We start from the raw sequence: 22,797 nt of genomic DNA on the forward strand, positions 1-22,797 counted from the left end.
CCGGCCGTCCAGTGGTTTCTCCAGCCGTTGGCCTAGTTGTCCGCCTAGCCGTTCGTCTAGTGGTCCGCCTAGTTGTCCGCCTACGGGAGCGGGCGGTCGTCGCGCGCTATCGTCACCCGGATGCGACAGTACGACCCGGATCTGACCCCGCCCTGGAAGCGGCAGCGGCCCGCCCCCGAGGTTCCCGCCGAACCGGACCTCGTCGTGGAGGAGGTCACCACCGGGTTCTGCGGTGCCGTGATCCGCTGCGAGAAGACCGCCCAGGGCCCGACGGTCACTCTGGAGGACCGCTTCGGCAAACATCGTGTCTTCCCCATGGAGCCGCGCGGTTTTCTGCTCGAGGGGCGTGTCGTCACCCTCGTACGCCCGCGCGCGGCGGCCCCCAGCGCGCCCCGGCGGACGGCCTCGGGGTCGATCGCCGTTCCGGGAGCGCGCGCCAGGGTCGCCCGCGCGGGGCGCATCTACGTCGAGGGACGCCATGACGCGGAGCTGGTGGAGCGGGTCTGGGGCGACGATCTGCGCATCGAGGGCGTCGTCGTGGAGTACCTGGAGGGCGTGGACGACCTGCCCGCCATCGTCGAGGACTTCTCCCCCGGCCCGGACGCCCGCCTCGGCGTCCTGGTCGACCATCTGGTGGCGGGCTCCAAGGAGTCCCGTATCGCCGCGCAGGTGACCGACGAGCATGTGCTGGTCCTCGGCCACCCCTACATCGACATCTGGGAGGCCGTGAAGCCGTCCTCCCTCTCCATCCCGGCCTGGCCGAAGGTGCCGCACGGCCAGGACTGGAAGAAGGGCGTCTGCCGCGCCCTGGGCTGGCCGGAGAACACCGGGGCCGCCTGGCAGCGGATCCTGTCCTCGGTCCACTCCTACAAGGACCTCCAGCCGGAGCTCTTGGGGAAGGTCGAGGAGCTGATCGACTTCGTGACGGCCCCGCAAGGCTGACGGGGGTCCGGGAGGGTCGAGCGGGGCTGACGCCCCCGTAGGGCTGAGCAGAGCCGAGCAGGGCTCCCGGCTCCCGGCTCCCGGCTCCCGGCTCCCGGCTCCCGGCTCCCGGCTCAGTCCACCAGGTCGCGCACCACCGCGTCCGCCAGCAGCCGCCCCCGCAGCGTGAGCACGGCGAGCCCGCGCCCGTACGGCTCCGGCTCCAGCAGGCCGTCCTCCAGCGCCCGTGCCGCGGCCGCCGCCCCGGCCGGGCGCAGCAGCTCCAGCGGGCATCCCTCGGCCAGCCTCAGCTCCAGCAGGATCCGCTCCACCCGGCGCTCCTCGGCCGACAGCAGCTCCCGGCCCGCGCCGGGCGACCTGCCCTCGCCCAGGGCCTGTGCGTACGCCCCGGGGTGCTTCACGTTCCACCACCGCACACCACCCACATGGCTGTGCGCGCCGGGGCCGGCGCCCCACCAGTCGGCGCCGCGCCAGTACAGCTCGTTGTGGCGGCAGCGCCCGGCGGGCGAGGTGGCCCAGTTGGAGACCTCGTACCAGGCGAACCCGGCCGCCGACAGGGTCTCCTCGGCGATCAGATAGCGGTCCGCGTGCACGTCGTCGTCGGTCATCGGGACCTCGCCGCGCCGGATCCGCCGCGCCAGCTGGGTGCCCTCCTCCACGATCAGCGCATACGCCGACACATGGTCCGGCCCGGCCCCGAGCGCCGCCTCCAGGGAGGCCCGCCAGTCCGCGTCGCTCTCCCCCGGCGTCCCGTAGATCAGGTCCAGGTTCACATGGTCGAATCCGGCCGCCCGCGCCTCGGCCACACACGCCTCCGGCCGCCCCGGGGTGTGCGTACGGTCCAGCACCTTCAGGACGTGCTGCCGGGCGCTCTGCATGCCGAAGGAGATCCGGTTGAACCCCGCCTCCCGCAGCTCCTCCAGATACCGCGGATCGACCGACTCCGGATTCGCCTCGGTCGTGACCTCGACCCCCTCGGCCAGCCCGAACTCGTCCCGGATCGCCCCGAGCATCCGCCCGAGGTCCGCCGCGGCGAGCAGGGTCGGGGTGCCGCCGCCGACGAACACGGTCTCCACGGTCCGCGGGTCGTCCCCGAGCACCTTCCGCGCCAGCCGGACCTCCTCCACGACCTGCTCGGCGTAGTTGTCCCGCGAGGCGAGCACACCGCCGGAACCGCGCAGCTCACTGGCGGTGTAGGTGTTGAAGTCGCAGTAGCCGCAGCGGGTGGCGCAGTACGGCACATGCAGATAGAAGCCCAGCGGCCGCCGCTCCGCCCCCGCCAAAGCGGTCGCGGGCAGTGCGCCGTCCTCGGGCATGGGCTCACCATCAGGCAGTACGGAAGGCATGCCCCCATTGTCCGCCACGGGCCGGACAGCCCGGGACCACGAGGTACGGGCGCGGGCCCACGGGGCGCCCGCGCGGCTGTCGAGGTCCAGGAGTCCGGGGCCGGCGGCCGTCCGGCGCATCGTCGCCGGGCGGGGCCCGGGCGGGGGCCGTGCGGGGCCCCGCACGGCCCTCGGGCCCAGCGGTCCCTAAGGCCTGTCGTCAAAGGGGGCGCCCTGCTCCCGACGCCTGGCACGGCCGCTCGCCGCGTTGTCGCGTCACCCGAGTACGCCCAGTACGAGGGCGACGCTCCGCCTTGCGATCGACCGCACCAGACTCCCCCAGCTACCGCTGGGAGGTGCCCCCTGCTCGCGGCCGGGCGCCCCCTTTGACGACAGACCCTAGAGCACCTTCAGGACCAGCATCGCCAGGTCGTCGTCCGGCGGCTCCGCCGCGAACTCGTCCACCGCCCGCCGCACCCGGTCCGCGACCTGCCGCGCGCTCAGCCCCGCGCACAGCGCGAACGCCGCCGCCAGGCCGTCCTCGTCGTCGAACTGCCGGTCACCGGACCGGTGCTCCGTCACCCCGTCCGTCACACACAGCAGCGTTTCCCCGGACGCAAGATCGAACGATTCACACTCGTACGTCACATCGTCCACGACGCCCAGCAATATCTGCGGCTCCGCGACGGTCCGCACCTCGCCGTCCGGCCGCAGCACCAGCGGCAGCGGATGCCCCGCGCTGGCCAGTGTGCAGCGCACCCCCCGGCCATCGCCCAGCGGCTCCAGCTCCCCGTACAGCAGCGACAGGAACCGCGCGACCCCGCCGCCCGCCGCGAGCCCCGCGCCTCCGATCAGACCGCCGTCCACCAGTTCCACGACCCCGACGCCTTCCGCGGCCTCCATACCGGCCACCACGGCCTCCGCGGCGCCCTCGACGGCCTGCTCCACCGCCTCCTCGCCCAGCAGCTGGTTGAGCCGGTCCAGGACCTCCCCCACGCCGTACCCCTCGCGGGCGAGCAGCCGCAGCCAGGGCCGGACGAGGCCGGTCACCACGGCCGCCTCCGGGCCGTTCCCGCAGACGTCGCCCAGGACGAAGCACCAGCGGCCGTCACCGGCCGGGAAGACGTCGTAGAAGTCGCCCCCGGCCGAGATGTCGCCGGTCGGCTCATACACGACCGCCGACTCGACGCCGGGGATCCGCGGGATGACGGACGGCAGCAGCCCGCGCTGGAGCACCCGGCTGATGGTCGCCTGCCGGGTGTAGCGGCGGGCCGAGGCGAGCGCGAGGGCCACGCGGCGGTTGAAGTCCTCGATGAGGCCGACCACTTCGGCCGGCATCCGCACCAGTCCGGCCCGCCCCAGCAGCAGCGTGCCGAGCGTGCGGCCGCCCGCGACCAGCCGGCAGGCAAGCGCCGCGCCGCCGGGCCCGTACGCGGCGGGGTCGGCCGGCCAGGGCCACTCCACGGCGCTGCCGCGGTGGGCGGGGGGCACCTGGGGCGGCTCCTTCTCCAGCACCTGCCGCAGGCCCTCGATGTGCCCCTCGCTGGCGTGCCAGACCCGGGCCAGCCGCGGCGGGCCGGTCGTGGAGTCGAGCCAGATCGCGCACCAGTCGGCGAACCGGGGCACCAGCAGCTGTCCGGCGAGCGAGGTCACCATGTCCTCGTCGAACTGCCCGGCCAGCAGATCGGACGCCTCGGCGAGGAAGGAGAGCGCACCGCGCTGGATCCACTCGGGGTCGCGGCGGACGGGGACCCGGCCCGGCGCGGGCGCGACGATCTCGACGGCCTCCTTACGGCCTTCATGAACGGGCCCCGAGCCGTCGGACGCGGCCAGACCCTCGGGGACGGTTTCCAGGCCCTCGCCGACGGCCCCGGCCCCGAACCCGCCGTCCGGCCCGCCCACCGGCGCGTCCACGGCGACCGCGGCGTCCATGAAGGCGGAGCCCCTGGCACCCGTCCCCGCGGCGGCCGGGCCCGTGGGCGCCACCGCCATCTGGAACCACACCGACTTGGTCGCCCGCCGGTATGTCGTCCCCCAAGACTCGGCGATCTCGGCCACCAGCCGCAGCCCATGGCCACCGGCGAACTCCGGCGGCTCGTCCGGATCCGGCGGATCGCCGCGCACCGCCCGGGCGGGATGGCGGTCGGTCACCTCCACCACCAGGGACGGCGGTTCGCCCTCGCGGTCGGACACATCCAGCGCGCAGCTCACCTCGACGGCGGTGCCGGCGTGCACCACCGCGTTGGTGACCAGCTCGCTCACCAGCAGTACGGCCTCGTCCGCGACCTGGTCGGTGATCCGGTTGGCGGCCGGGACCTCGAGCGCGGCCCAGTCCGCGAGGGCGGCACGGACGAACCGGCGCGCGGCCGAGGCCGCGAGCGGAGTACCGGGCAGGCTGACGCGCGCCGAGGCGCTGGTACGGACAGGTCCGACCTCACCCCCGACCGGTAGAACCACCCCACCGTCCTCAACCGACCCACCAGAAGTGGCAGAAGATGACGTCCCCACTGTGCGGCTCCTGAAGAAGCTCCGTCATAACGCCGTATCCGTAACCGTATCCGGCACGGACAGGGTGACAGACGGACCGCCCTCATATGCACCGGGTTACGCAAGTGAACCGCGATAAGGGGAAAATTCATGTGTCCGGCGGGCCGGTCCAGCTGGAATCCGGTGCGGGGTCGTATCCTTGTCCGTTAAACCTCCCGCGCGCCCGCGTACATGTCCTCGATCAGGTCCTTGTACTCACGCTCGACCACGGGCCGCTTGAGCTTCAGGCTGGGCGTCAACTCCCCGTGCTCCACGTCGAGATCGCGCGGCAGCAGCCGGAACTTCTTGATCGTCTGCCAGCGCTGGAGCCCCTCGTTGAGCCGCCGCACATAGCCGTCGATCAACTCCCGCACCTCATCGGTGGCCACGACGTCCGCGTAGGACTTGCCCGCGAGTCCGTGGTCGGCCGCCCACTTCATGATCGTCGGCTCGTCGAGGGCGATCAGCGCGGTGCAGTAGTTGCGGTCGGCGCCGTGCACCAGGATGTTGGAGACGAACGGGCACACCGCCTTGAACTGGCCCTCGATCTCCGCCGGGGCGACGTACTTGCCGCCCGAGGTCTTGATCAGGTCCTTCTTGCGGTCGGTGATCCGCAGATAGCCGTCGGGGGACAGCTCCCCGATGTCCCCGGTGTGGAACCAGCCGTCGGACTCCAGCACCTGCGCGGTCAGCTCCGGCAGCCCGTGGTAGCCCTGCATGATGCCGGGGCCGCGCAGCAGCACCTCGCCGTCCTCGGCGAACCGCACCTCCAGGCCGGGGAACGCCTTGCCGACCGTGCCGGTGCGGTAGTCCTCCGGGTTGAGGAAGCTGGCGGCGCTGGACTCGGTCAGGCCGTAGGCCTCCAGGATGTTGATCCCGGCGCCCGCGAAGAAGTAGCCGATGTCGGGCGCGAGCGCGGCCGAGCCGGACACCGCGGCCCGCAGCCGGCCGCCGAACGCCTCGCGCAGCTTGGCGTAGACCAGCTTGTCGGCCACCGCGTGCTGGGCCCTGAGGCCGAAGGGCACGGAGGCGGTGCCGGTACGGCGAAAGTTGTCCTGAGAGGTCCTGGCGTATTCCCGGGAGACCTCGGCCGCCCACTGGAAGATCTTGTACTGGGCCGCCCCGCCCTCGCGTGCCCGCTGGGCCACTCCGTTGTAGACCTTCTCGAAGATCCGCGGCACGGCACACATATAGGTCGGCCGGACCACCGGCAGATTGTCGATGATCTTGTCGACCCGGCCGTCCACCGCCGTGGTGTGGCCGACGTAGATCTGCCCCGCCGTCAGCACCTTGCCGAAGACATGCGCGAGCGGCAGCCACAGGTACTGCACATCGTCGGCGTAGAGCAGCCCGTCCTGATTGCCGATCACAATGGCCATGTACGACCAGGAGTCATGCGCCAGGCGTACGCCCTTGGGGCGCCCGGTGGTACCGGACGTGTAGATGAGCGTCGCGAGCTGATCGCCGCGCAGGGCGTCCATCCGCTCCCGTACGACATCCGGCCGGCTCTCCAACAGGGCCGTGCCGCGCTTCTCCAGTTCGGTGAGCGAGAGCACCCAGCCCTCGGGGTCGTCCTCGGCGGGGACCGCGTCCTCGGCCCGGATCACCACCACATGGGCCAGTTCGGGGAGTTCATCGCGCTGCGCCCGCACCTTGGTGAGCTGCGCCGCGTCCTCGGCGATCAGCACCCGGCTGCCGGAGTCGGAGAGGATGAAGGAGGTCTCGTCGGCGTTGGTGGTCGGATAGACCGTGGTGGTGGCCGCGCCCGCGCACAGCACGCCGAGGTCGGCCAGGATCCACTCCACGCGGGTGGCGGAGGCCAGCGCCACCCGCTCCTCGGGCCGGATGCCCAGATCGATCAGACCGGCGGCGATGGCGAAGACCCGATCCGCGCTTTCCCGCCAGGTCAGCGGCCGCCAGTCGTCGGGGCCCGTACCCGAGGCGGGAGGCACCGGATAGCGGTACGCCTCCTTGTCCGGTGTCGCCTCGACGCGCTGGAGGAAGTGCGTCGCCAAGGACGGCGGCCGGTTCTCGAGCAAGTTCTGTGTGTCGGTCACGGCATCCTCCGGGGCCCGCCTCATTGCTTGGTGACTCGCGAGTAACCTTCGAGTGGTGCTCAGAGTAGGGGCCGAATCCTTACGGCGTAAGGGGGCCCACGTCACGTTGTCCTCACGAGATGCCCAAGGGGTTCCCCCGAGCGCGGCGGGCCCGGCGCATCCCGCACGCCGGGCCCGCCGACCCTACTCTCCCCGGGCTGATCCCGGGGCTCCGCCCCCACCCGGGGGACGGTTCGCCCTTCATCGCCCCGGAGCCCGTTACTTCTTCGCCTTGGAGTCCTTGCCGTCGGAGTCGGAGGACAGCACCGCGATGAACGCCTCCTGGGGGACCTCCACGTTGCCGACCATCTTCATCCGCTTCTTGCCTTCCTTCTGCTTCTCCAGCAGCTTCCGCTTACGGGAGATGTCACCGCCGTAGCACTTGGCGAGGACGTCCTTACGGATGGCACGGACCGTCTCACGGGCGATGACCCGGGAGCCGATGGCCGCCTGGATGGGCACCTCGAAGTTCTGCCGCGGGATGAGCTCGCGCAGCTTGGCGACCAGCCGGACGCCGTACGCGTACGCCTTGTCCTTGTGGGTGATCGCCGAGAACGCGTCCACCTTGTCGCCGTGCAGCAGGATGTCGACCTTGACCAGGTCGGAGGTCTGCTCACCGGTGGGCTCGTAGTCGAGCGAGGCGTAGCCACGGGTCTTGGACTTCAGCTGGTCGAAGAAGTCGAAGACGACCTCGGCCAGCGGCAGGGTGTAGCGGATCTCGACCCGGTCCTCGGAGAGGTAATCCATGCCGAGCAGCACCCCGCGGCGGTTCTGGCACAGCTCCATGATCGCGCCGATGAACTCGCTCGGGGCCAGGATGGTGCCCCGGACGACCGGCTCATGCACCGTGTCGATCTTGCCCACCGGGAACTCGCTGGGGTTGGTCACCGTGTGCTCGCTGCCGTCCTCCATCTCCACCCGGTAGACCACATTCGGTGCGGTGGCGATCAGGTCGAGATTGAATTCGCGCTCCAGGCGCTCACGGATGACCTCCAGGTGCAGCAGCCCCAGGAAGCCGACGCGGAAACCGAAGCCGAGGGCGGCCGAGGTCTCCGGTTCGTAGACCAGCGCGGCATCGTTGAGCTGGAGCTTGTCCAGGGCCTCGCGGAGCTCGGGGTAGTCCGAGCCGTCCAGCGGATACAGCCCCGAGAACACCATCGGCTTCGGGTCCTTGTAGCCGCCCAGCGCCTCCTGCGCGCCCTTGGAGAACTGGGTGATCGTGTCACCGACCTTGGACTGGCGGACATCCTTCACACCGGTGATCAGATAGCCCACCTCGCCCACGGACAGCCCGTCGGCGGGGGTCATCTCCGGAGAGTTGGTGCCGATCTCCAGCAGCTCATGGGCGGCGCCGGTGGACATCATCTTGATCCGCTCGCGCTTGCCGAGCGTGCCGTCGACGACCTTCACATAGGTCACGACACCCCGGTAGGCGTCATAGACGGAGTCGAAGATCATCGCGCGGGCGGGGGCGTCATGGACGCCCACGGGGGCCGGGACGAGGTCGACGACCCGGTCCAGCAGCTCGGCCACGCCCTCACCGGTCTTGGCGGAGACCTTGAGCACATCGGAGGGGTCGCAGCCGATGAGATGGGCCAGCTCGGCGGCGTACTTCTCGGGCTGGGCGGCGGGCAGGTCGATCTTGTTGAGGACCGGGATGATCGTGAGGTCGTTCTCCATCGCCAGATAGAGGTTGGCGAGGGTCTGCGCCTCGATGCCCTGGGCCGCGTCGACCAGCAGAATGCATCCCTCACAGGCGGCGAGGGAGCGCGAGACCTCATAGGTGAAGTCCACGTGGCCGGGGGTGTCGATCATGTTGAGGATATGGGTGGCCGGCTTGCCGCCCTCGTCCTTCGTCGGCGCCCAGGGCAGTCGGACCGCCTGGGACTTGATCGTGATGCCGCGCTCGCGCTCGATGTCCATGCGGTCGAGATACTGCGCGCGCATCTGCCGCTGCTCGACCACACCGGTCAGCTGGAGCATGCGGTCGGCGAGCGTCGACTTGCCGTGGTCGATGTGCGCGATGATGCAGAAGTTTCGGATCAGAGCCGGGTCGGTACGGCTCGGCTCCGGCACATTGGTAGGGGTCGCGGGCACGCAGGGTCCTGTGTCTAGGCGGGACTCGGTGTTATCGGTATGGGGTCAGTCCCGTCCATGGTCCCATGAATGGCGACCTCTTCCGGGTTTGGGACGCCATGGACCCTGCTGGTAGCCTGGTCGACTGTGTCTCGTGCCCCCTCTTTCACGGACACCTCCACGGCGATCTCGAAGGTGATCCCCATGGGCGTCCTCGTGGGCACGGACGCACACGAAGCAAGCGAAACCCATCGAACCTGCGAAGGCTTTTTACGTGGCGAACATCAAGTCCCAGATCAAGCGGAACAAGACGAACGAGAAGGCGCGCCTGCGCAACAAGGCGGTCAAGTCCGAGCTGAAGACCGCCATCCGCCGTACCCGCGAGGCCGTGGCCGCCGGTGACGCCGAGAAGGCCACCGAAGCCGCCCGCGTCGCCGGGCGCAAGCTGGACAAGGCCGTCAGCAAGGGCGTTCTGCACAAGAACAACGCCGCCAACAAGAAGTCGGCGCTCGCCCAGCAGGTCTCCAGCATCCAGGGCTGACCCCCGCCGGAGGAGCTGACCTCCAGGGTCGGCACCTTCCGAGACCGACCTGCACGGCTGATCTCGAAGGCTGACACCTTCCGGGGCGTCACCGCCCCACCCCGCCGAATTTGGGCACAGCGGTCCCTCTCACCCGCTCCAACCGGCAGCCGAGAGCTTCTTCAGCTCCTTCAGCGGCACCGCGCCGTACGCGGCCTGCGTTCGCCACGCGGGTGCGGCGCACTCGATCGACACGAAGGCCCCGCGCCTGCCCTTTCCCCAGGGCAGGGCGGGGCTTTCGCGCTGAATACGGGTATGTTCACGTCATGTCGACACCGGGGGAAACACCCAATCCGTACGGGCCGCCGCAGCCGCCCCAGCCGCCTCAGCCGCCTCAGGCGGCACCTCAGCCACCGCAGCAGAGCCCGCCGCCCGGCCCGTATGGGCAGGTGCCGCCCCAGGCCCAGCCGCCCCAGCACAATCCGTACGCCCAGCCGACAATGCCTTCCGTGCCCGTGGGCGGCGGGTACGGGCCGATGGGCATGGCTCCCGGTGCACCGCCCACGGGCTTCGGCGGCGGGGGCGGTGGCGGTGGCGGCGGTGGCAAGGGCTGGCTGTGGGGGCTGGGCGGGGCCGTGGTCGCCTCGGCGGTCTGGGCCGGGGTGCTGTTCGCCACGGGAGGGTTCGACGGGGACGACGCGGAGGCCGATCTCGCGGGCTACCGCTATACGACCAATCTGTGCACCCCGACCGATACCCAGAGCTTCAAGGACTCCGGCTATCAGCAGAAGGACGGGACCGGGTCGACGTCCAACCCGCAGCACAGCAGCTCCGAGAACCCCGCGCTGGACTCGATGACCTGCAATATCGACTTCGAGCCGAACGACGCGAGCAGCAGCGACTACTCCTCGGTGTGGCTCTACACCACGGCGTCGCTGCACAAGAAGACCGACCCCGCCCCTGAGTTCGAGGCCCAGTACCGCGCCTACGAGGACCAGAAGACCTCCAGTTACAGCTACCAGGTGAGCCCGGTCAGCGGACTGGGCGACGAGGCGTATGTGGTGAAGCAGGAGGGCAGGACCAGCTCCACCGGCGCCTATGTGATCCTCGCCGTGCGGGACGGCTGGATGACGTATCAGTCGACCTGGTCGGAGTATGTGTCGTCCTCGGCAAGCGCCACGGCCAAGACGCCCGAGGAAGCCACCGACATGCTCAAGAAGAGCGCCAAGGCGACGCTGGAAAAGATGAAGCGGTAACCGGGGCCGCCCCACCCCAAGCCCGGACCACCACTCGGGCCGAACGGGCCTGGGGCCGGATACGGGAGGGCCGGATACGCGGAGGGCCGGGCGCACGTCGAGCCGGGGGGCCCGGCCGAGGCATGGGGCCCGACCCAGGCATGAGGCCCGGACCCGAGCCCACCCGAGGCCCGAGGCCCGGGGCCGAGGCCCGTTGTCCGGGCTGGGCGGGGAGCCCTGGAAGAGCCCGGGGCGCAGCCCCAACGGGGCCCGGGGCTGAGGCCCTAGCGGGGCCTGGGGCGGAGCCCCGGTTCGGGAAGGGGCGGGGCGGGGAACAACACGTGCCCTAAAGGGGCGCGGGGAACTGCGCGACCAGCCACAACACCGCCGCAGACAACCCACGGCAGATCAGGGCACATCCAGCGGAGCGCATAGCGCCTAACGACGCCCCGCCCGCGCCGCGCGGGCAATCGTGACGACCGCCTTCTCCAAGGCGTACTCCGGATCGTCCCCGCCGCCCTTGACCCCCGCATCGGCCTCGGCGACGGCACGCAGCGCGACCGCCACCCCGTCCGCCGACCAGCCCCGCATCTGCTGCCGCACCCGGTCGATCTTCCACGGCGGCATGCCCAGCTCACGGGCGAGATCGCCGGGACGGGCGCCGCGCGGCGCCGAGGCCAGCTTGCCGATGGCGCGGACGCCCTGAGCCAGGGCGCTGGTGATCAGCACCGGCGCCACCCCGGTGGAGACCGCCCAGCGCAGCGCCTCCAGCGCCTCGGCCGCGCGGCCTTCGACGGCGCGGTCGGCCACGGTGAAGCTGGACGCCTCGGCACGGCCGGTGTAGTAGCGGGCGACGACGGCCTCGTCGATCGTGCCCTCGACATCGGCCACAAGCTGGGAGACCGCACTGGCCAGCTCGCGCAGATCGCTGCCGATGGCGTCGACCAGGGACTGGCATGCCTCGGGGGTGGCGGACCGGCCGGTGGCGCGGAACTCCGACCGCACAAACGCCAGTCGGTCGGCGGGCTTGGTCATCTTGGGGCAGGCGACCTCGCGCGCCCCGGCCTTACGGGCGGCGTCGAGCAGCCCCTTGCCCTTGGCCCCGCCCGCGTGCAGCAGCACCAGGGTGATCTCCTCGGCGGGGGTGCCGAGATAGCCCTTCACATCCTTGATCGTGTCGGCCGACAGATCCTGTGCGTTGCGCACCACCACGACCTTGCGCTCCGCGAAGAGCGAGGGGCTGGTCAGCTCGGCGAGGGTGCCGGGCTGGAGCGCGTCGGGCATGAGGTCGCGCACATCGGTGTCGGGGTCGGCCGCGCGGGCGGCCGCCACCACCTGCTGCACCGCGCGGTCGAGCAGCAGTTCCTCCTGGCCCACGGCAAGGGTCACCGGGGCGAGCGGATCGTCGGTCGTCGTCTTCCTGGCCATCGCGGTCCAGCATCCCACGGACCGCCGACAGCCCCGTCCGCCCGGATGTCCGACAATGTTCCGGTGATCGATGAAGGACTGACCGGCGAAGGACTGACCGGCGCCCGCCATATCCTGGTCCTGCCCGACCGCGACGCGGCGGAGGAGGTGGCCGGGGCCCTCCCCGAGCGCTTCGGCACCGCCCCGGAGCCCCAGCTGGTGCGGGACGCCCTGGCGGGCGAGGACGACGCCGAGGACGCCCAGTGGCTGGTGGTGATCGAGGACCCGACCGGCGAACTGGACCCGGCGGCACTCGACGCGCTCGCGGACGAGTACGACGGCTGGCTGGAGGCCGAATAGCCGGTCCCGGCGAAGGGCAGGACCAACTGTGGTCGATGAAGAGGGGGAACCGAGGGTGAGTGGAACAGTCACGGCAGTCAGCAGCAACGGCGAGTACTCGTTCACCAAGCCGAACCGGGACAGCATCACCCTGCTCGTCGGCCTCGGTGTCGAAGGGGACGTACACGCCGGTGTAACGGTCAAGCACCGCTCACGCGTCGCCCAGGACCCCACCCAGCCGAACCTGCGCCAAGTCCACCTCATCCACGAAGAGCTCTTCACCGAGGTCGACGCGGAGGGGTTCAAGGTTCTGCCCGGCGACCTCGGCGAGAACATCACCACCCGCGGCATCGACCTACTCGGCCTACCGGTCGGCACCTTGCTGCACATCGGCGATGACGCGGTGCTGGAAGTGACCGGCCTCCGCAACCCCTGCCTACAAATCGACAACTTCCAGAACGGCCTCCTGAAGCAGGTCGTCGGCCGCGACGAGGCCGGGAACATCGTCCGCAAGGCCGGAATCATGAGCGTCGTGAAGGAGGGCGGCACGGTCCGCCCAGGCGACCCGATCAAGGCCGAGCTCCCGGCCGAACCGCACCGCCCCCTGGACCGGGTCTGACGCTCTCTGCGCGGCTTCTTCGCAGCGTCCTCGCCTTGCCGCGATTTCATCGTGGTGCGCGGACATGAGTGAGGCGCCAGGGTCGAAGGGAAGACCTCTGGCGCCTACTCGCGGCCGAAACCGCTTAGTCGTGACGTAGGGCCTCAACGATCGCCGCCCAGACGGCTCGCGCCGCTAGGGACACCGCGAAGCGCTCCACGAGACTGCCGCGACACCTTTTTCCTTTTTTCACGGACGACCTGAAGAAGCCGACCATTGTCACCACCTCCAAGGGGTTCCACCCACCGCCCTCTGCGATAGGCCCGTCCCTCCCCCTTCGGGGTCAGGCCAACCTGACGGCGGTGAGCAACCACGCTTTGTCCGTGGTGACAGGCTCAAAGGTACAACCGGCCCGCGATGATCGGTAGTTGGAGTGATTTACCCGGCTTTCCCGGCCTCTACGGCCTCCTCCTGGAGTGGCCTGGCCTTACGCCGTCTGCCGCGTCGGCCCGCGGAGCGTTTCGCGGCCGTATCGCGGCCTCCTAGCACCGCACGTAGGCCCTGGTCCCCCGTCACCGCGATCGGGCCATCGGTGTCGGTCCGGAGCACGGCGGCGCCCCGGGCGCGGAGGGAGCCGATGGTGCGGGGAGATGGGTGGCCGTAGGGGTTGTCGGCGCCGCAGGAGATCAGGGCCAGGCGGGGGCTGAGGCGACGGAGGAGCTGGGGGTCCTGGTAGGCGGAGCCGTGGTGGGCCACCTTGAGGACATCGACCTCGGGGAGGGCGGGGTGCGCCGTCAGCAGGGCCTGCTGGGCCGGGGGTTCCAGGTCGCCCAGGAGGAGCAGGGTCAGCCCCGACGTACGGACGAGGAGGGTGACGCTCGCGTCGTTCGGCCCCTCGGCGGCGGCCGGGGCGGGTGGCGGAGCGGGCCACAGGACCTCCCAGGACAGCGGGCCCAAGCGCCGCCGCTCCCCCGGCGCCGCCTGGATGACCGGGATATGCGCCGAACGGGCCCTGCGACGTACGAACTCGGCCTGGCCGGGTGGTTCCTCCAGGCCGGTGGTCTCGATGGCGCCGACCGCGCGACCGCGTAACGCACCGGTCAGTCCCGCCACATGGTCCGCGTGGAAGTGGGTCAGGACCAGCAACGGGATCCGGACGATGCCCAGCGAACGAAGACAGCGGTCGACGGCTCGCGGCTCGGGGCCCGTGTCCACGACGACGGCCGTGCCGGGGCCCGCGGCCAGGACCAGGGCATCGCCTTGGCCCACATCGCATACCACCATCCGCCAACCGGGCGGCGGCCAACCGGTGATGACCCGGGCCAGTGGCGCCGGGCGTACGACAGCCAGCAGCACCAGCAGCGCGCATACGGCGCACAGCAGGCGGTGGCGCAGGAGACGGCGGCCCGCGAGGACCGTGGCCAGGGTGACGGCGGCCAGCAACAGCCCGCCGGTCCAGCCGTCCGGCCAGTCCGCCTCGGCCCCGGGCAGCTCCGCGCCGGTACGGGCCACCTTCGCGATCCACCCGGCGGGCCAGCCCGCCGGCCAGGCGATCCACTCCGCGATCGGCGGGGCGACAGCGGCCACCGCCAGCGCGATGAACCCGAGGACGGTGGCGGGGGCGACCGCCACCTCGGCGATGAGGTTGCAGGGAATCGCCACCAGGCTCACACGGGCGGCCATCACCACCACGACCGGTGCGCAGACCGCCTGGGCCGCGGCGGCGGCCGCCAGCGCCTCGGCCACCCGTGGCGGTACGCCCCGGCGCCGCAGAGCCGCGCTCCATCCGGGCGCGATGGTCAGCAGGGCACCGGTGGCCAGCACGGACAGGAGGAAGCCGTAGCTCCGGGCGAGCCAGGGGTCGTAGAGCACCAGCGTGAGGACAGCGCCGGCCAGCGCGGGGAGCAGGGAGCGACGGCGTCCGGTACCGAGGGCGAGCAGCGTGATCAGCCCGCAGGCGGCGGCGCGCAACACGCTGGGCTCGGGTCTGCACACAATGACGAACGCGAGCGTGAGCCCGCCACCGAGGAGAGCGGTCGTTCGCAGCCGGATGCCGAGCGCGCCCGCGAGACCGCGCCGCTCGGCCCGCCCGGCCAGCTGCGGCGGCCCCGTGAGCAGGGCGAGCACCAGCGTCAAGTTGCTGCCGGAGACAGCCATGAGGTGAAGCATGTCCGTGGCCCGGAACGCCTCGTCCAGCTCGGGCGGCACCCGTGAGGTGTCCCCCACGACCAGCGCCGGGAGCAGCGCCCGCGCGTCCGGGGAGAGCCCGTCGGTCGCGGTGCGCAGCCCGGCGCGCAGCCCTCCGGCCAGCCGCTGGACCGCGCTGGGCGGGCCCGTGATCCGCGGGGGTCCGCCCCTGACACGCACTACGGCCGCGATGCGGTCCCCGTCGCGCATCGGCGGTGCCAGCCGGCCGTGGACCCGCAGACGTGTGGACGGCAGCAGCCCGAGCCAGGCCGTCCGCTCCTTACCGGCCCTGGGGTGGATCGTCACCAGCACGGGGGCGCGGGTGGTGGTCGTGGTGCCGTCGGGGGCGGTGATCCGGTCGGCCTCGGCCTCCAGGACCACGGACGCGGGCGCGAGCGCCGCGCCCCGTACGTGTGGCCTGGTGAGCCGCGGGTCCCCCGTGACCGTCACCTCGACAGTGGCCTCCGCGTACTCCCGGGCCAGCGCGGACACGGGGCCGCGATGTACGTCCGCACCGTGCAGCCAGGCGACCGCCCCCGCGGCGGCTCCGCACAGCAGCGCTGCCGCCACCGCACCCGCCATACGGCGCCCACGCCAGAGGGCGCCGCGCGGCGGCCAACTGGTTTGTCGGCCCGGCACGTTGTGGCTCTTGCCGGTCCCTGACCACCCGCCGGCCCCGGGTGCGGCACCGGGCGAGGGCGCAGCCGCCACCGGCCCTGCCGCACGGCCCCCACGCCGCACGACAGCACGAGACGGCGGAGTGGCCTGCCGCCCCAACGTGTTACGGCCCTCGCCGGTGCTCGGCGACCCCTCGGCCCCGGATGCGGCGCCAGGCGACAGCGCAGCCGCCACCGGCCCTGCCGCACGCCGCCCACGCGGCGCGACAACGCGCGGCGACCGAGCGGCCTGCCGCCCCGGCACGTTGCGGCCCTCGCCGGTGCTCGGCGACCCCTCGGCCCCGGATGCGGCACCGGACGGCCGTCCGGCCCTCGACGGTCGTGGCTTCCGTCCTCGCTGCCGAGACTCTTCGTCGCGCTGCTGTGGCGTCGTGGGTTCGGGGGCGCACCGGTCGTCCGGGGGCGGTATTGGCGCGGGTACGCCTGGCCCGCGGCGGGGACGGGGTGCGCCGCGGCGGCGTCCGGCCGGGGCCGGGGCGCGTCGGCGGGCCCGGATGAGCAAGGCGGCCGCCGCGAGGGTGGCTGTCGTGCAGGCCAGGGCCACCACGGGGGCCGGTGCGTCCAGGGCGAGTGCCGCGGCTGCCCAGGCGGCCAGGGCCGGGGGCACGAGGCGGAGGTCGGGTGGGCCCTCCTGGCGGGGCTGTGACGCACCGCGTGGGGACGCGGCCGCCGCATGGACCGGGGTGCGGGTCCGCGTCGGCTTCGCCAGCGTCATGGCTGAACCAGCGGGCGCAGGTCGGCGAACCGGCGCTCCCCGATGCCGTTCACCTCGCGGAGTTCATCGATGGAGCGGAAACCTCCGTGCTGGGTGCGGTAGTCGATGATGTGCTGGGCCAGGACGGGGCCCACTCCCGGGAGGGTGTCCAGTTGTTCGGTGGTCGCGGAGTTGAGGCTGATTGAGCCACCGGGCGCCCCGGGTCCGGCCGGTGCGTTCGGACCGTTGGGCGGGTGCGGCGCGCCGACCGCCGGATCCGCGGCCGCGCCCGGCCCGGGCGGCGGTCCGCTCCCGGAGGTGCCGACCACGATCTGCTCTCCGTCCACCAGCGGGCGGGCCCGGTTCAGTCCGCTCAGGTCGGCGCCCGGCCGTACCCCGCCCGCCGCTTCCAGGGCGTCGGCGACCCGCGCCCCGGTCGGCAGCTTCCGCAGCCCGGGGCTGCGGACCTTGCCCGTGACATCCACCACGACCGTCCGGCCACCGCCTGACGGGGTGAGCCGTCCGCCGGGCGTCGGGGCGGGCTCGGAGGAGGCGGCGCGCGGGGGCTCCGGGTCCGGCGCGCGCACGGTCTGGGGACGGCCGGTCCAGAAGTGGTAGGCCGCGAAGGCCATCGCGGCGAGCAGAGCGACCGCCAGGGCGGCGACCGTCCTCAGCTCCATTCCGCAGCGCAGCTGAATCCACATCGGCAGCCGCTCGCGCAGGGCGAGCCCGGCCCGGTCACGTCGGCGGAGTGGAGCGTCCTTGGGCCCGTCTTCAGACCCGTACTCGGGCAGGTCCTCTGACGGTTCGTCGTTCCGTACCTCTTCCGCCCCCTCGGGCGGCGCCTCCTCGCCCCTCGTCCCCGCAACGCCCTTCGGACCGTCCCGGCTGCCCAGAGCGGTGGACCCCACCGCGATCGGGGGCGACGCCGATGACATGGCGAAGAGCGCCGCCGCGCGGGTCGCGGGCGAGGGTGTGGAGGCGTGGGACCGGTGGTGGACGCCGCGGCGGTGGCTCCCGGCGCGCAAAAGGCCGGGGCCGGACGGCGGGCGTGGGCGGCGGCCCGCCCCGCCGTCGCGATGTCGGCCGCGCCCCGGACCGCGCCCCGGACCCGTGGTTACTGTGCGTGATCGTGACCTCATGTCACCTGACGGTAGACACGTCCCGCCGATCGCGCCGAGCCGCCTCAATTCCCGGGGATAACCCCCAGGTTGTGGATAACTCCGTCACCCCACCGGGCGAAGGCATCGCCCAAGTACGACCCCAACACCCCCGCCAGCCCCAGCCCCCCCACCTACACCCCCACCCCCGCTATCGCGGAGACACCACCGCCCCCACCAGCCCCGGCCCGGCGTGTGCCCCGATCACCGCGCCCACCTCGCTCACATAGAGCTCCGCCAGCCCCGGCACCCGCTCCCGCAGCCGCTCCGCGAGCGCCGCCGCCCGCTCGCTCGCCGCCAGATGCTGCACCGCGATATCCACCCGGCTCCGGCCGGCCCGCTCCACCACGATCTCCTCGAGCCGGGCGATCGCCTTCGAGGCGGTGCGGACCTTCTCCCGCAGCTCGATCCGCCCCTCGTCGAGCTGGAGCAGCGGTTTGACCGCGAGCGCCGAGCCGAGCAGGGCCTGGGCCGCGCCGATGCGGCCCCCGCGCCGTAGATAGTCGAGGGTGTCGACGTAGAAGTAGGCGGCGGTGCCGTCGGCCCGCTTCTCCGCCGCCGCCACGGCCTCGTCCAGCGTGCCGCCGCCCTCCGCCGTCTCGGCCGCCGCCAGTGCGCAGAAGCCGAGCGCCATCGCGACCATTCCGCTGTCCACCACCCGCACCGGAACGGGCGCGTCCTGTGCCGCGAGCACCGCCGCGTCGTAGGTGCCGGAGAACTCGGCCGACAGATGCAGCGAGACGATGCCCGTGGCGCCCTCCTCGGCGGCGGCCCGGTAGGCGGCCGCGAACATCTCCGGGCTGGGCCGGGACGTCGTCACCGGCTTCCGCTTCTGCAACGCCTGTGCGAGGGACCGGGCAGAGATCTCGGTGCCTTCCTCCAGGGCCCGGTCGCCGAGCACCACCGTCAGCGGCACGGCGGTGATGCGATGCCGCTCCATCGCATCCTGCGGCAAGTACGCCGTGGAATCGGTCACGATCGCGACATGGCGGTACATGACTGGCAGGTTATCGGGGGATGGAGCCTGCCGATAGCGCGACCCCAGCGGATGATCAATTGCCTTACCGATCATGCCCTGTTCAGACGTGACTCAGATCCTGTTCTCTGGCCGGGTTCCGGGGTCTCAGGCCGTGTTCTCCGGACGGGGGGACTTCTGCCAGGGCTTCTGCCACGCCGGGGGCTCCGTCGGGGGCCTCGCACCGAGCGACGGCTGCGGCGGCTCCGGCCGCTGCCCCGCCTCGGGCGCCGGCCACGCCCCCGCCTCGGGCCCCGATCGCGCTCCCGCCTCGGGTGACGTCCGCGCCCCGGCCCCGGGCGACGTCCGGGAAGACCCCGCCCCGGGCTCCGGCCACGCCGCCCCCGTGTCCGCCCCCGGCTCGTCCGGCTCCGCCGCCGTCCAGTGCCGCAGCGCCCCGGCCTCCATCTCGATCTCGCGGCCCAGCGAGTCCAGATCGTCGTGCGCCATCCGTGTCGTCCGCTCCTGCACCGCCCAGCGCAGCGAGTCGGCCGAATGGGTGATCCGCTCCGTACGCTGCCGCAGGTCGGGCAGCAGGGCGGCGATACGGGACTTGTCGGGCTCCTGCTCCAGCCGCTTGAGATCCGCTTCCAGGTCCTTCGCATGGGCGCTCAGCCGCCGGAACAGGCCCAACGACTCCGACAGGGACCGGTCTTGCGGGGCGGCCGCCTGGAGCGCCTGGCTGGTGGCTCGCATCGAGCCGCGCAGGGAGAGCTGGAGCTGGGCGAGTTCACCGACCGCGCCCGGTTGCGCCAGCTGCCGGGCCCGGAGTCTGGTGTCCTCCACCGTGCGGCGGGCCTGGTGCACCGTACGGTCGATACCGCGCTTGGCCGCCCTGATCGCGCGAACGGCCGCATAGACCCCCGTCAACATGATCAGGACGAAAAGCAGCAACAGGATCCAGATGGCTTCCATGTGCGCTCCTTGGGCGGCGGTCACGGCACGGTGGCGGTCGTCCTCCCAGCGTAAACGCGCCGGGCGGGCCTGAGGTTCCTGACGAACCCCCAACCCGCCCACGCATGGGACCCCGGTCGGGCGGGAACGCTGCGGGATTCCCGCCCAGGCCGGAACGATGCGGGATTCCCGGTCACACCGGAACGGTGTGGGATCCCGCTCAGGCCGGAACGATATTGACCAGCTTCGGCGCCCGCACGATGACCTTACGGATGCCCGCGCCGTCCAGCGCCGCCACGACCGCGGGGTCACCCAGCGCCAGCGCCTCCAGCTCCTCGTCCGAGACCGAGGGCGCGACCTCCAGCCGGGCCTTGACCTTGCCCTTGACCTGCACCACGCAGGTGACGGTCTCGTCCACGACATACTCCGGGTCGGCGACCGGGAAGGTCTCGTGGACGACCGATGTGTCATGGCCCAGCCTGTGCCACAGCTCCTCGGCGACGTGCGGGGCCAGCGGCGAGATCAGCAGCACCAGCCCCTCGGCCACCGAGCGGGGCACCTCGCGCACCTTGGTGACGTGGTTGTTCAGCTCGGTGATCTTGGCGATGGCGGTGTTGAAGCGCAGGCCCGCCATGTCCTGCCGGACGCCGTCGATGGCCTTGTGCAGGGCGCGCAGCGTCGCCTCGTCGGGCTCGGCGTCGACGACGGTGACCTCTCCGGTGCCCTCGTCGACGACATTGCGCCACAGCCGCTGCAACAGCCGGTACTGGCCGACCACGGCGCGGGGGTCCCAGGGCCGCGAGACATCCAGCGGTCCCATGGCCATCTCGTACAGACGCAGGGTGTCGGCCCCGTACTCGGCGCAGATCTCGTCCGGCGTGACGGCGTTCTTCAGGGACTTGCCCATCTTGCCCAGCAGCCGGGTGACCTTCTCGCCCTGGTACCAGTAGGCGCCGTCCCGCTCCTCGACCTCGGCGGCCGGGACGGCGATACCGCGGCTGTCCCGGTAGACATACGCCTGGATCATGCCCTGGTTGTACAGCTTGTGGAACGGCTCGACCGAGGAGACATGCCCCAGGTCGAACAGCACCTTGGACCAGAACCGGGCGTACAGCAGATGCAGCACCGCGTGTTCGGCGCCGCCCACGTACAGGTCGACACCGCCGTGCGGCCGCCCCTCGCGCGGCCCCATCCAGTAGCGCTCGGCCTCGGGGTCGACCAGCCGCTCGCTGTTGTGCGGGTCCAGGTAGCGCAGCTCGTACCAGCAGGACCCGGCCCAGTTGGGCATGGTGTTGGTCTCTCGGCGGAACGGCCGCGGCCCGCGCCCGTCGCCCAGGTCCAGCACCACGTTGACCCAGTCCTCGTTCCGGGACAGCGGGGTCTCCGGGGAGGTGTCGGAGTCGTCCGGGTCGAAGGTGCGCGGCGAGTAGTCCTCGACCTCGGGCAGCTCCAGGGGCAGCATCGACTCGGGCAGGGAGTGGGCCACGCCCTCCTCGTCGTAGACGATCGGGAAGGGCTCGCCCCAGTAGCGCTGCCGGCTGAACAGCCAGTCACGCAGCCGGTAGTTGACGGTGCCCTCGCCGATGGAGCGGGACTCCAGCCACTCGGTGATGCGCGCCTTGGCCTCGACGACCCCCAGCCCGTCCAGCGTTACGGACTCCCCCGCCGAGTTGACGATCTTCGCGTCGTACGAGACGAAGGCGTCGTCCCAGGTGGAGGGGTCGGTGCCACGCTCGTCCGAGGGCTCGACAACGCAGCGCACGGGCAGCTCGAAGGCGCGGGCGAAGGCGAAGTCACGGCTGTCGTGCGCCGGAACGGCCATGATCGCGCCGGTGCCGTAGCCCATCAGGACATAGTCGGCGATGAAGACCGGCACCCGCTCGCCGCTGACCGGGTTGGTGGCGTAGGCGCCGGTGAAGACGCCGGTCTTCTCCTTGACCTCGGCCTGCCGCTCGACGTCGGACTTGGCCGCGGCCTGCTTGCGGTAGGCATCGACGGCCTGGGCCGGGGTGGCGTGACCGCCGGTCCAGGCGTCGTGGGTGCCCTCGGGCCAGGCGGCCGGAACGATCTCGTCCACCAGGCCGTGCTCGGGCGCCAGGACCATATAGGTGGCGCCGAACAGGGTGTCCTGGCGGGTGGTGAAGATCGTGATCTTGGCGTCGGGATGGCCGGACACCGGGAAGTCGACCCGGGCGCCCTCGCTGCGGCCGATCCAGTTGCGCTGCTGGAGCTTGATGGCCTCGGGCCAGTCCAGCTCGTTCAGATCGTCCAGCAGCCGGTCGGCATAGGCGGTGATGCGCATGTTCCACTGGCGCAGCTTGGCCTTGAAGACCGGGAAGTTGCCGCGCTCGGAGCGGCCGTCCGCGGTGACCTCCTCATTGGCCAGCACGGTGCCCAGGCCGGGGCACCAGTTGACGGGCGCGTCCGAGGCGTAGGCCAGTCGGTAATCGCCCAGGATGTCGGCGCGCTCGGACTCGGTCAGCTCGGCCCAGGGGCGGCCGTCGGGGGTCGTGCGCTCACCGGTGGCGAACCGCTGGACCAGGGTGTCGATGGGGCGTGCCCGCTTCGCCTCCGGGTCGTACCAGGAGTTGAAGATCTGGACGAAGATCCACTGGGTCCACTTGTAGTAGTCCGGGTCGATCGTCGCGAAGGAGCGGCGCTGGTCATGGCCCAGGCCCAGCCGGCGCAGCTGCCGCCGCATGTTCTCGATGTTGGCCTCGGTGCTGACCCGCGGGTGGGTGCCGGTCTGCACCGCGTACTGCTCGGCGGGCAGGCCGAAGGCGTCGAAGCCCAGGGTGTGCAGGACGTTGTGGCCCGTCATGCGGTGGTAGCGGGCGTACACATCGGTGGCGATGTAGCCCAGCGGATGGCCCACGTGCAGTCCGGCACCCGAGGGGTACGGGAACATGTCCATGACGAACTTCTTGGGCCGGGCGACGGCCTCGGCGTCGCCGGCCAGGTCACCGCTCGGGTTGGCCGCCTCATACGTGCCGTGCGCGGCCCAGAAGTCCTGCCAGCGGGCTTCGATGTCGGCGGCCAGGGCGGCCGTGTAGCGGTGCGGCGCGGCCACCTCGGCCGCGGCATTGGTCTCGCTCATGGTCCTCAA

At 71.8% G+C, this 22,797-nt stretch carries 15 protein-coding genes; 5 read left to right on the forward strand and 10 right to left on the reverse strand.

All coding sequences use genetic code 11. The features are described 5' to 3' along the window. The first annotated feature begins 120 nt into the window (after nt 1-120). On the forward strand, nt 121-942 hold the full coding sequence (locus NQU54_RS00485) for a DUF3097 domain-containing protein (RefSeq protein ID WP_147967520.1): 822 nt from the start codon (nt 121-123) through the stop codon (nt 940-942). Between the two features lie 113 nt (nt 943-1,055). Here the strand turns inward: NQU54_RS00485 and hemW are convergent, their stop codons facing one another. The 4 genes from hemW to lepA form a co-directional block, all read right to left on the reverse strand. Beyond that, nucleotides 1,056-2,288, reverse strand: a complete 1,233-nt coding sequence (hemW, locus tag NQU54_RS00490) for a radical SAM family heme chaperone HemW (RefSeq protein ID WP_099013721.1) — start codon at nt 2,286-2,288, stop codon at nt 1,056-1,058. A 378-nt stretch (nt 2,289-2,666) separates the two neighbouring features. Then, nucleotides 2,667-4,724 carry a SpoIIE family protein phosphatase gene (locus NQU54_RS00495; RefSeq protein WP_257629234.1) on the reverse strand — a complete coding sequence of 686 codons (2,058 nt, stop codon included), beginning with the start codon at nt 4,722-4,724 and terminating at the stop codon, nt 2,667-2,669. 236 nt (nt 4,725-4,960) lie between these two features. After that, complete coding sequence (locus NQU54_RS00500) at nt 4,961-6,850, reverse strand: AMP-dependent synthetase/ligase (RefSeq protein WP_257629235.1); 1,890 nt, start codon at nt 6,848-6,850, stop codon at nt 4,961-4,963. Nucleotides 6,851-7,108: 258 nt separating this feature from the next. Then, nucleotides 7,109-8,986: a translation elongation factor 4 gene (gene lepA / locus NQU54_RS00505; protein ID WP_257629236.1), complete on the reverse strand. Its 1,878-nt coding sequence runs from the start codon at nt 8,984-8,986 to the stop codon at nt 7,109-7,111. 253 nt (nt 8,987-9,239) lie between these two features. Between lepA and rpsT the strand changes: the two genes are divergently transcribed. Next, nucleotides 9,240-9,506, forward strand: coding sequence for a 30S ribosomal protein S20 (gene rpsT, locus NQU54_RS00510; RefSeq protein ID WP_069865912.1), 267 nt, complete (start codon nt 9,240-9,242; stop codon nt 9,504-9,506). 479 nt (nt 9,507-9,985) lie between these two features. Continuing rightward, nucleotides 9,986-10,741: a hypothetical protein gene (locus NQU54_RS00515; protein WP_257629237.1), complete on the forward strand. Its 756-nt coding sequence runs from the start codon at nt 9,986-9,988 to the stop codon at nt 10,739-10,741. Between the two features lie 417 nt (nt 10,742-11,158). Here the strand turns inward: NQU54_RS00515 and holA are convergent, their stop codons facing one another. Beyond that, nucleotides 11,159-12,148, reverse strand: a complete 990-nt coding sequence (holA, locus tag NQU54_RS00525; RefSeq protein ID WP_093706172.1) for a DNA polymerase III subunit delta — start codon at nt 12,146-12,148, stop codon at nt 11,159-11,161. A gap of 45 nt (nt 12,149-12,193) precedes the next feature. On the opposite strand from holA, the gene NQU54_RS00530 reads away from it, so the two are divergent. Then, nucleotides 12,194-12,487 (forward strand): hypothetical protein, encoded by a 294-nt coding sequence (locus tag NQU54_RS00530; protein ID WP_372505732.1) that lies wholly within the window; start codon nt 12,194-12,196, stop codon nt 12,485-12,487. A gap of 55 nt (nt 12,488-12,542) precedes the next feature. Beyond that, nucleotides 12,543-13,085 carry an MOSC domain-containing protein gene (locus tag NQU54_RS00535; protein ID WP_257629238.1) on the forward strand — a complete coding sequence of 181 codons (543 nt, stop codon included), beginning with the start codon at nt 12,543-12,545 and terminating at the stop codon, nt 13,083-13,085. A gap of 417 nt (nt 13,086-13,502) precedes the next feature. On the opposite strand, the gene NQU54_RS00540 is transcribed toward NQU54_RS00535, so the two are convergent. The 5 genes from NQU54_RS00540 to leuS all read right to left on the reverse strand — a co-directional run bounded on the left by NQU54_RS00540 (nt 13,503) and on the right by leuS (nt 22,788). Beyond that, nucleotides 13,503-15,833 carry a ComEC/Rec2 family competence protein gene (locus NQU54_RS00540; RefSeq protein WP_257629338.1) on the reverse strand — a complete coding sequence of 777 codons (2,331 nt, stop codon included), beginning with the start codon at nt 15,831-15,833 and terminating at the stop codon, nt 13,503-13,505. A gap of 806 nt (nt 15,834-16,639) precedes the next feature. Continuing rightward, entirely contained in the window at nt 16,640-17,560 is a 921-nt protein-coding gene (locus NQU54_RS00545) for a ComEA family DNA-binding protein (protein WP_372505733.1), read from the reverse strand. Between the two features lie 373 nt (nt 17,561-17,933). Further along, nucleotides 17,934-18,779, reverse strand: coding sequence for a DegV family protein (locus tag NQU54_RS00550; protein WP_167501490.1), 846 nt, complete (start codon nt 18,777-18,779; stop codon nt 17,934-17,936). A 126-nt stretch (nt 18,780-18,905) separates the two neighbouring features. Continuing rightward, nucleotides 18,906-19,712, reverse strand: coding sequence for a hypothetical protein (locus tag NQU54_RS00555; RefSeq protein ID WP_257629240.1), 807 nt, complete (start codon nt 19,710-19,712; stop codon nt 18,906-18,908). Nucleotides 19,713-19,911: 199 nt separating this feature from the next. Further along, the gene (gene leuS, locus NQU54_RS00560; RefSeq protein WP_257629241.1) at nt 19,912-22,788 is read right to left on the reverse strand and encodes a leucine--tRNA ligase; all 2,877 of its coding nucleotides are present in this window, start codon (nt 22,786-22,788) and stop codon (nt 19,912-19,914) included. Between the last annotated feature and the right edge of the window lie 9 nt (nt 22,789-22,797).

The sequence above is a fragment of the Streptomyces malaysiensis subsp. samsunensis genome (assembly GCF_024519315.1).
Taxonomy (GTDB): Bacteria; Actinomycetota; Actinomycetes; order Streptomycetales; family Streptomycetaceae; genus Streptomyces; species Streptomyces malaysiensis.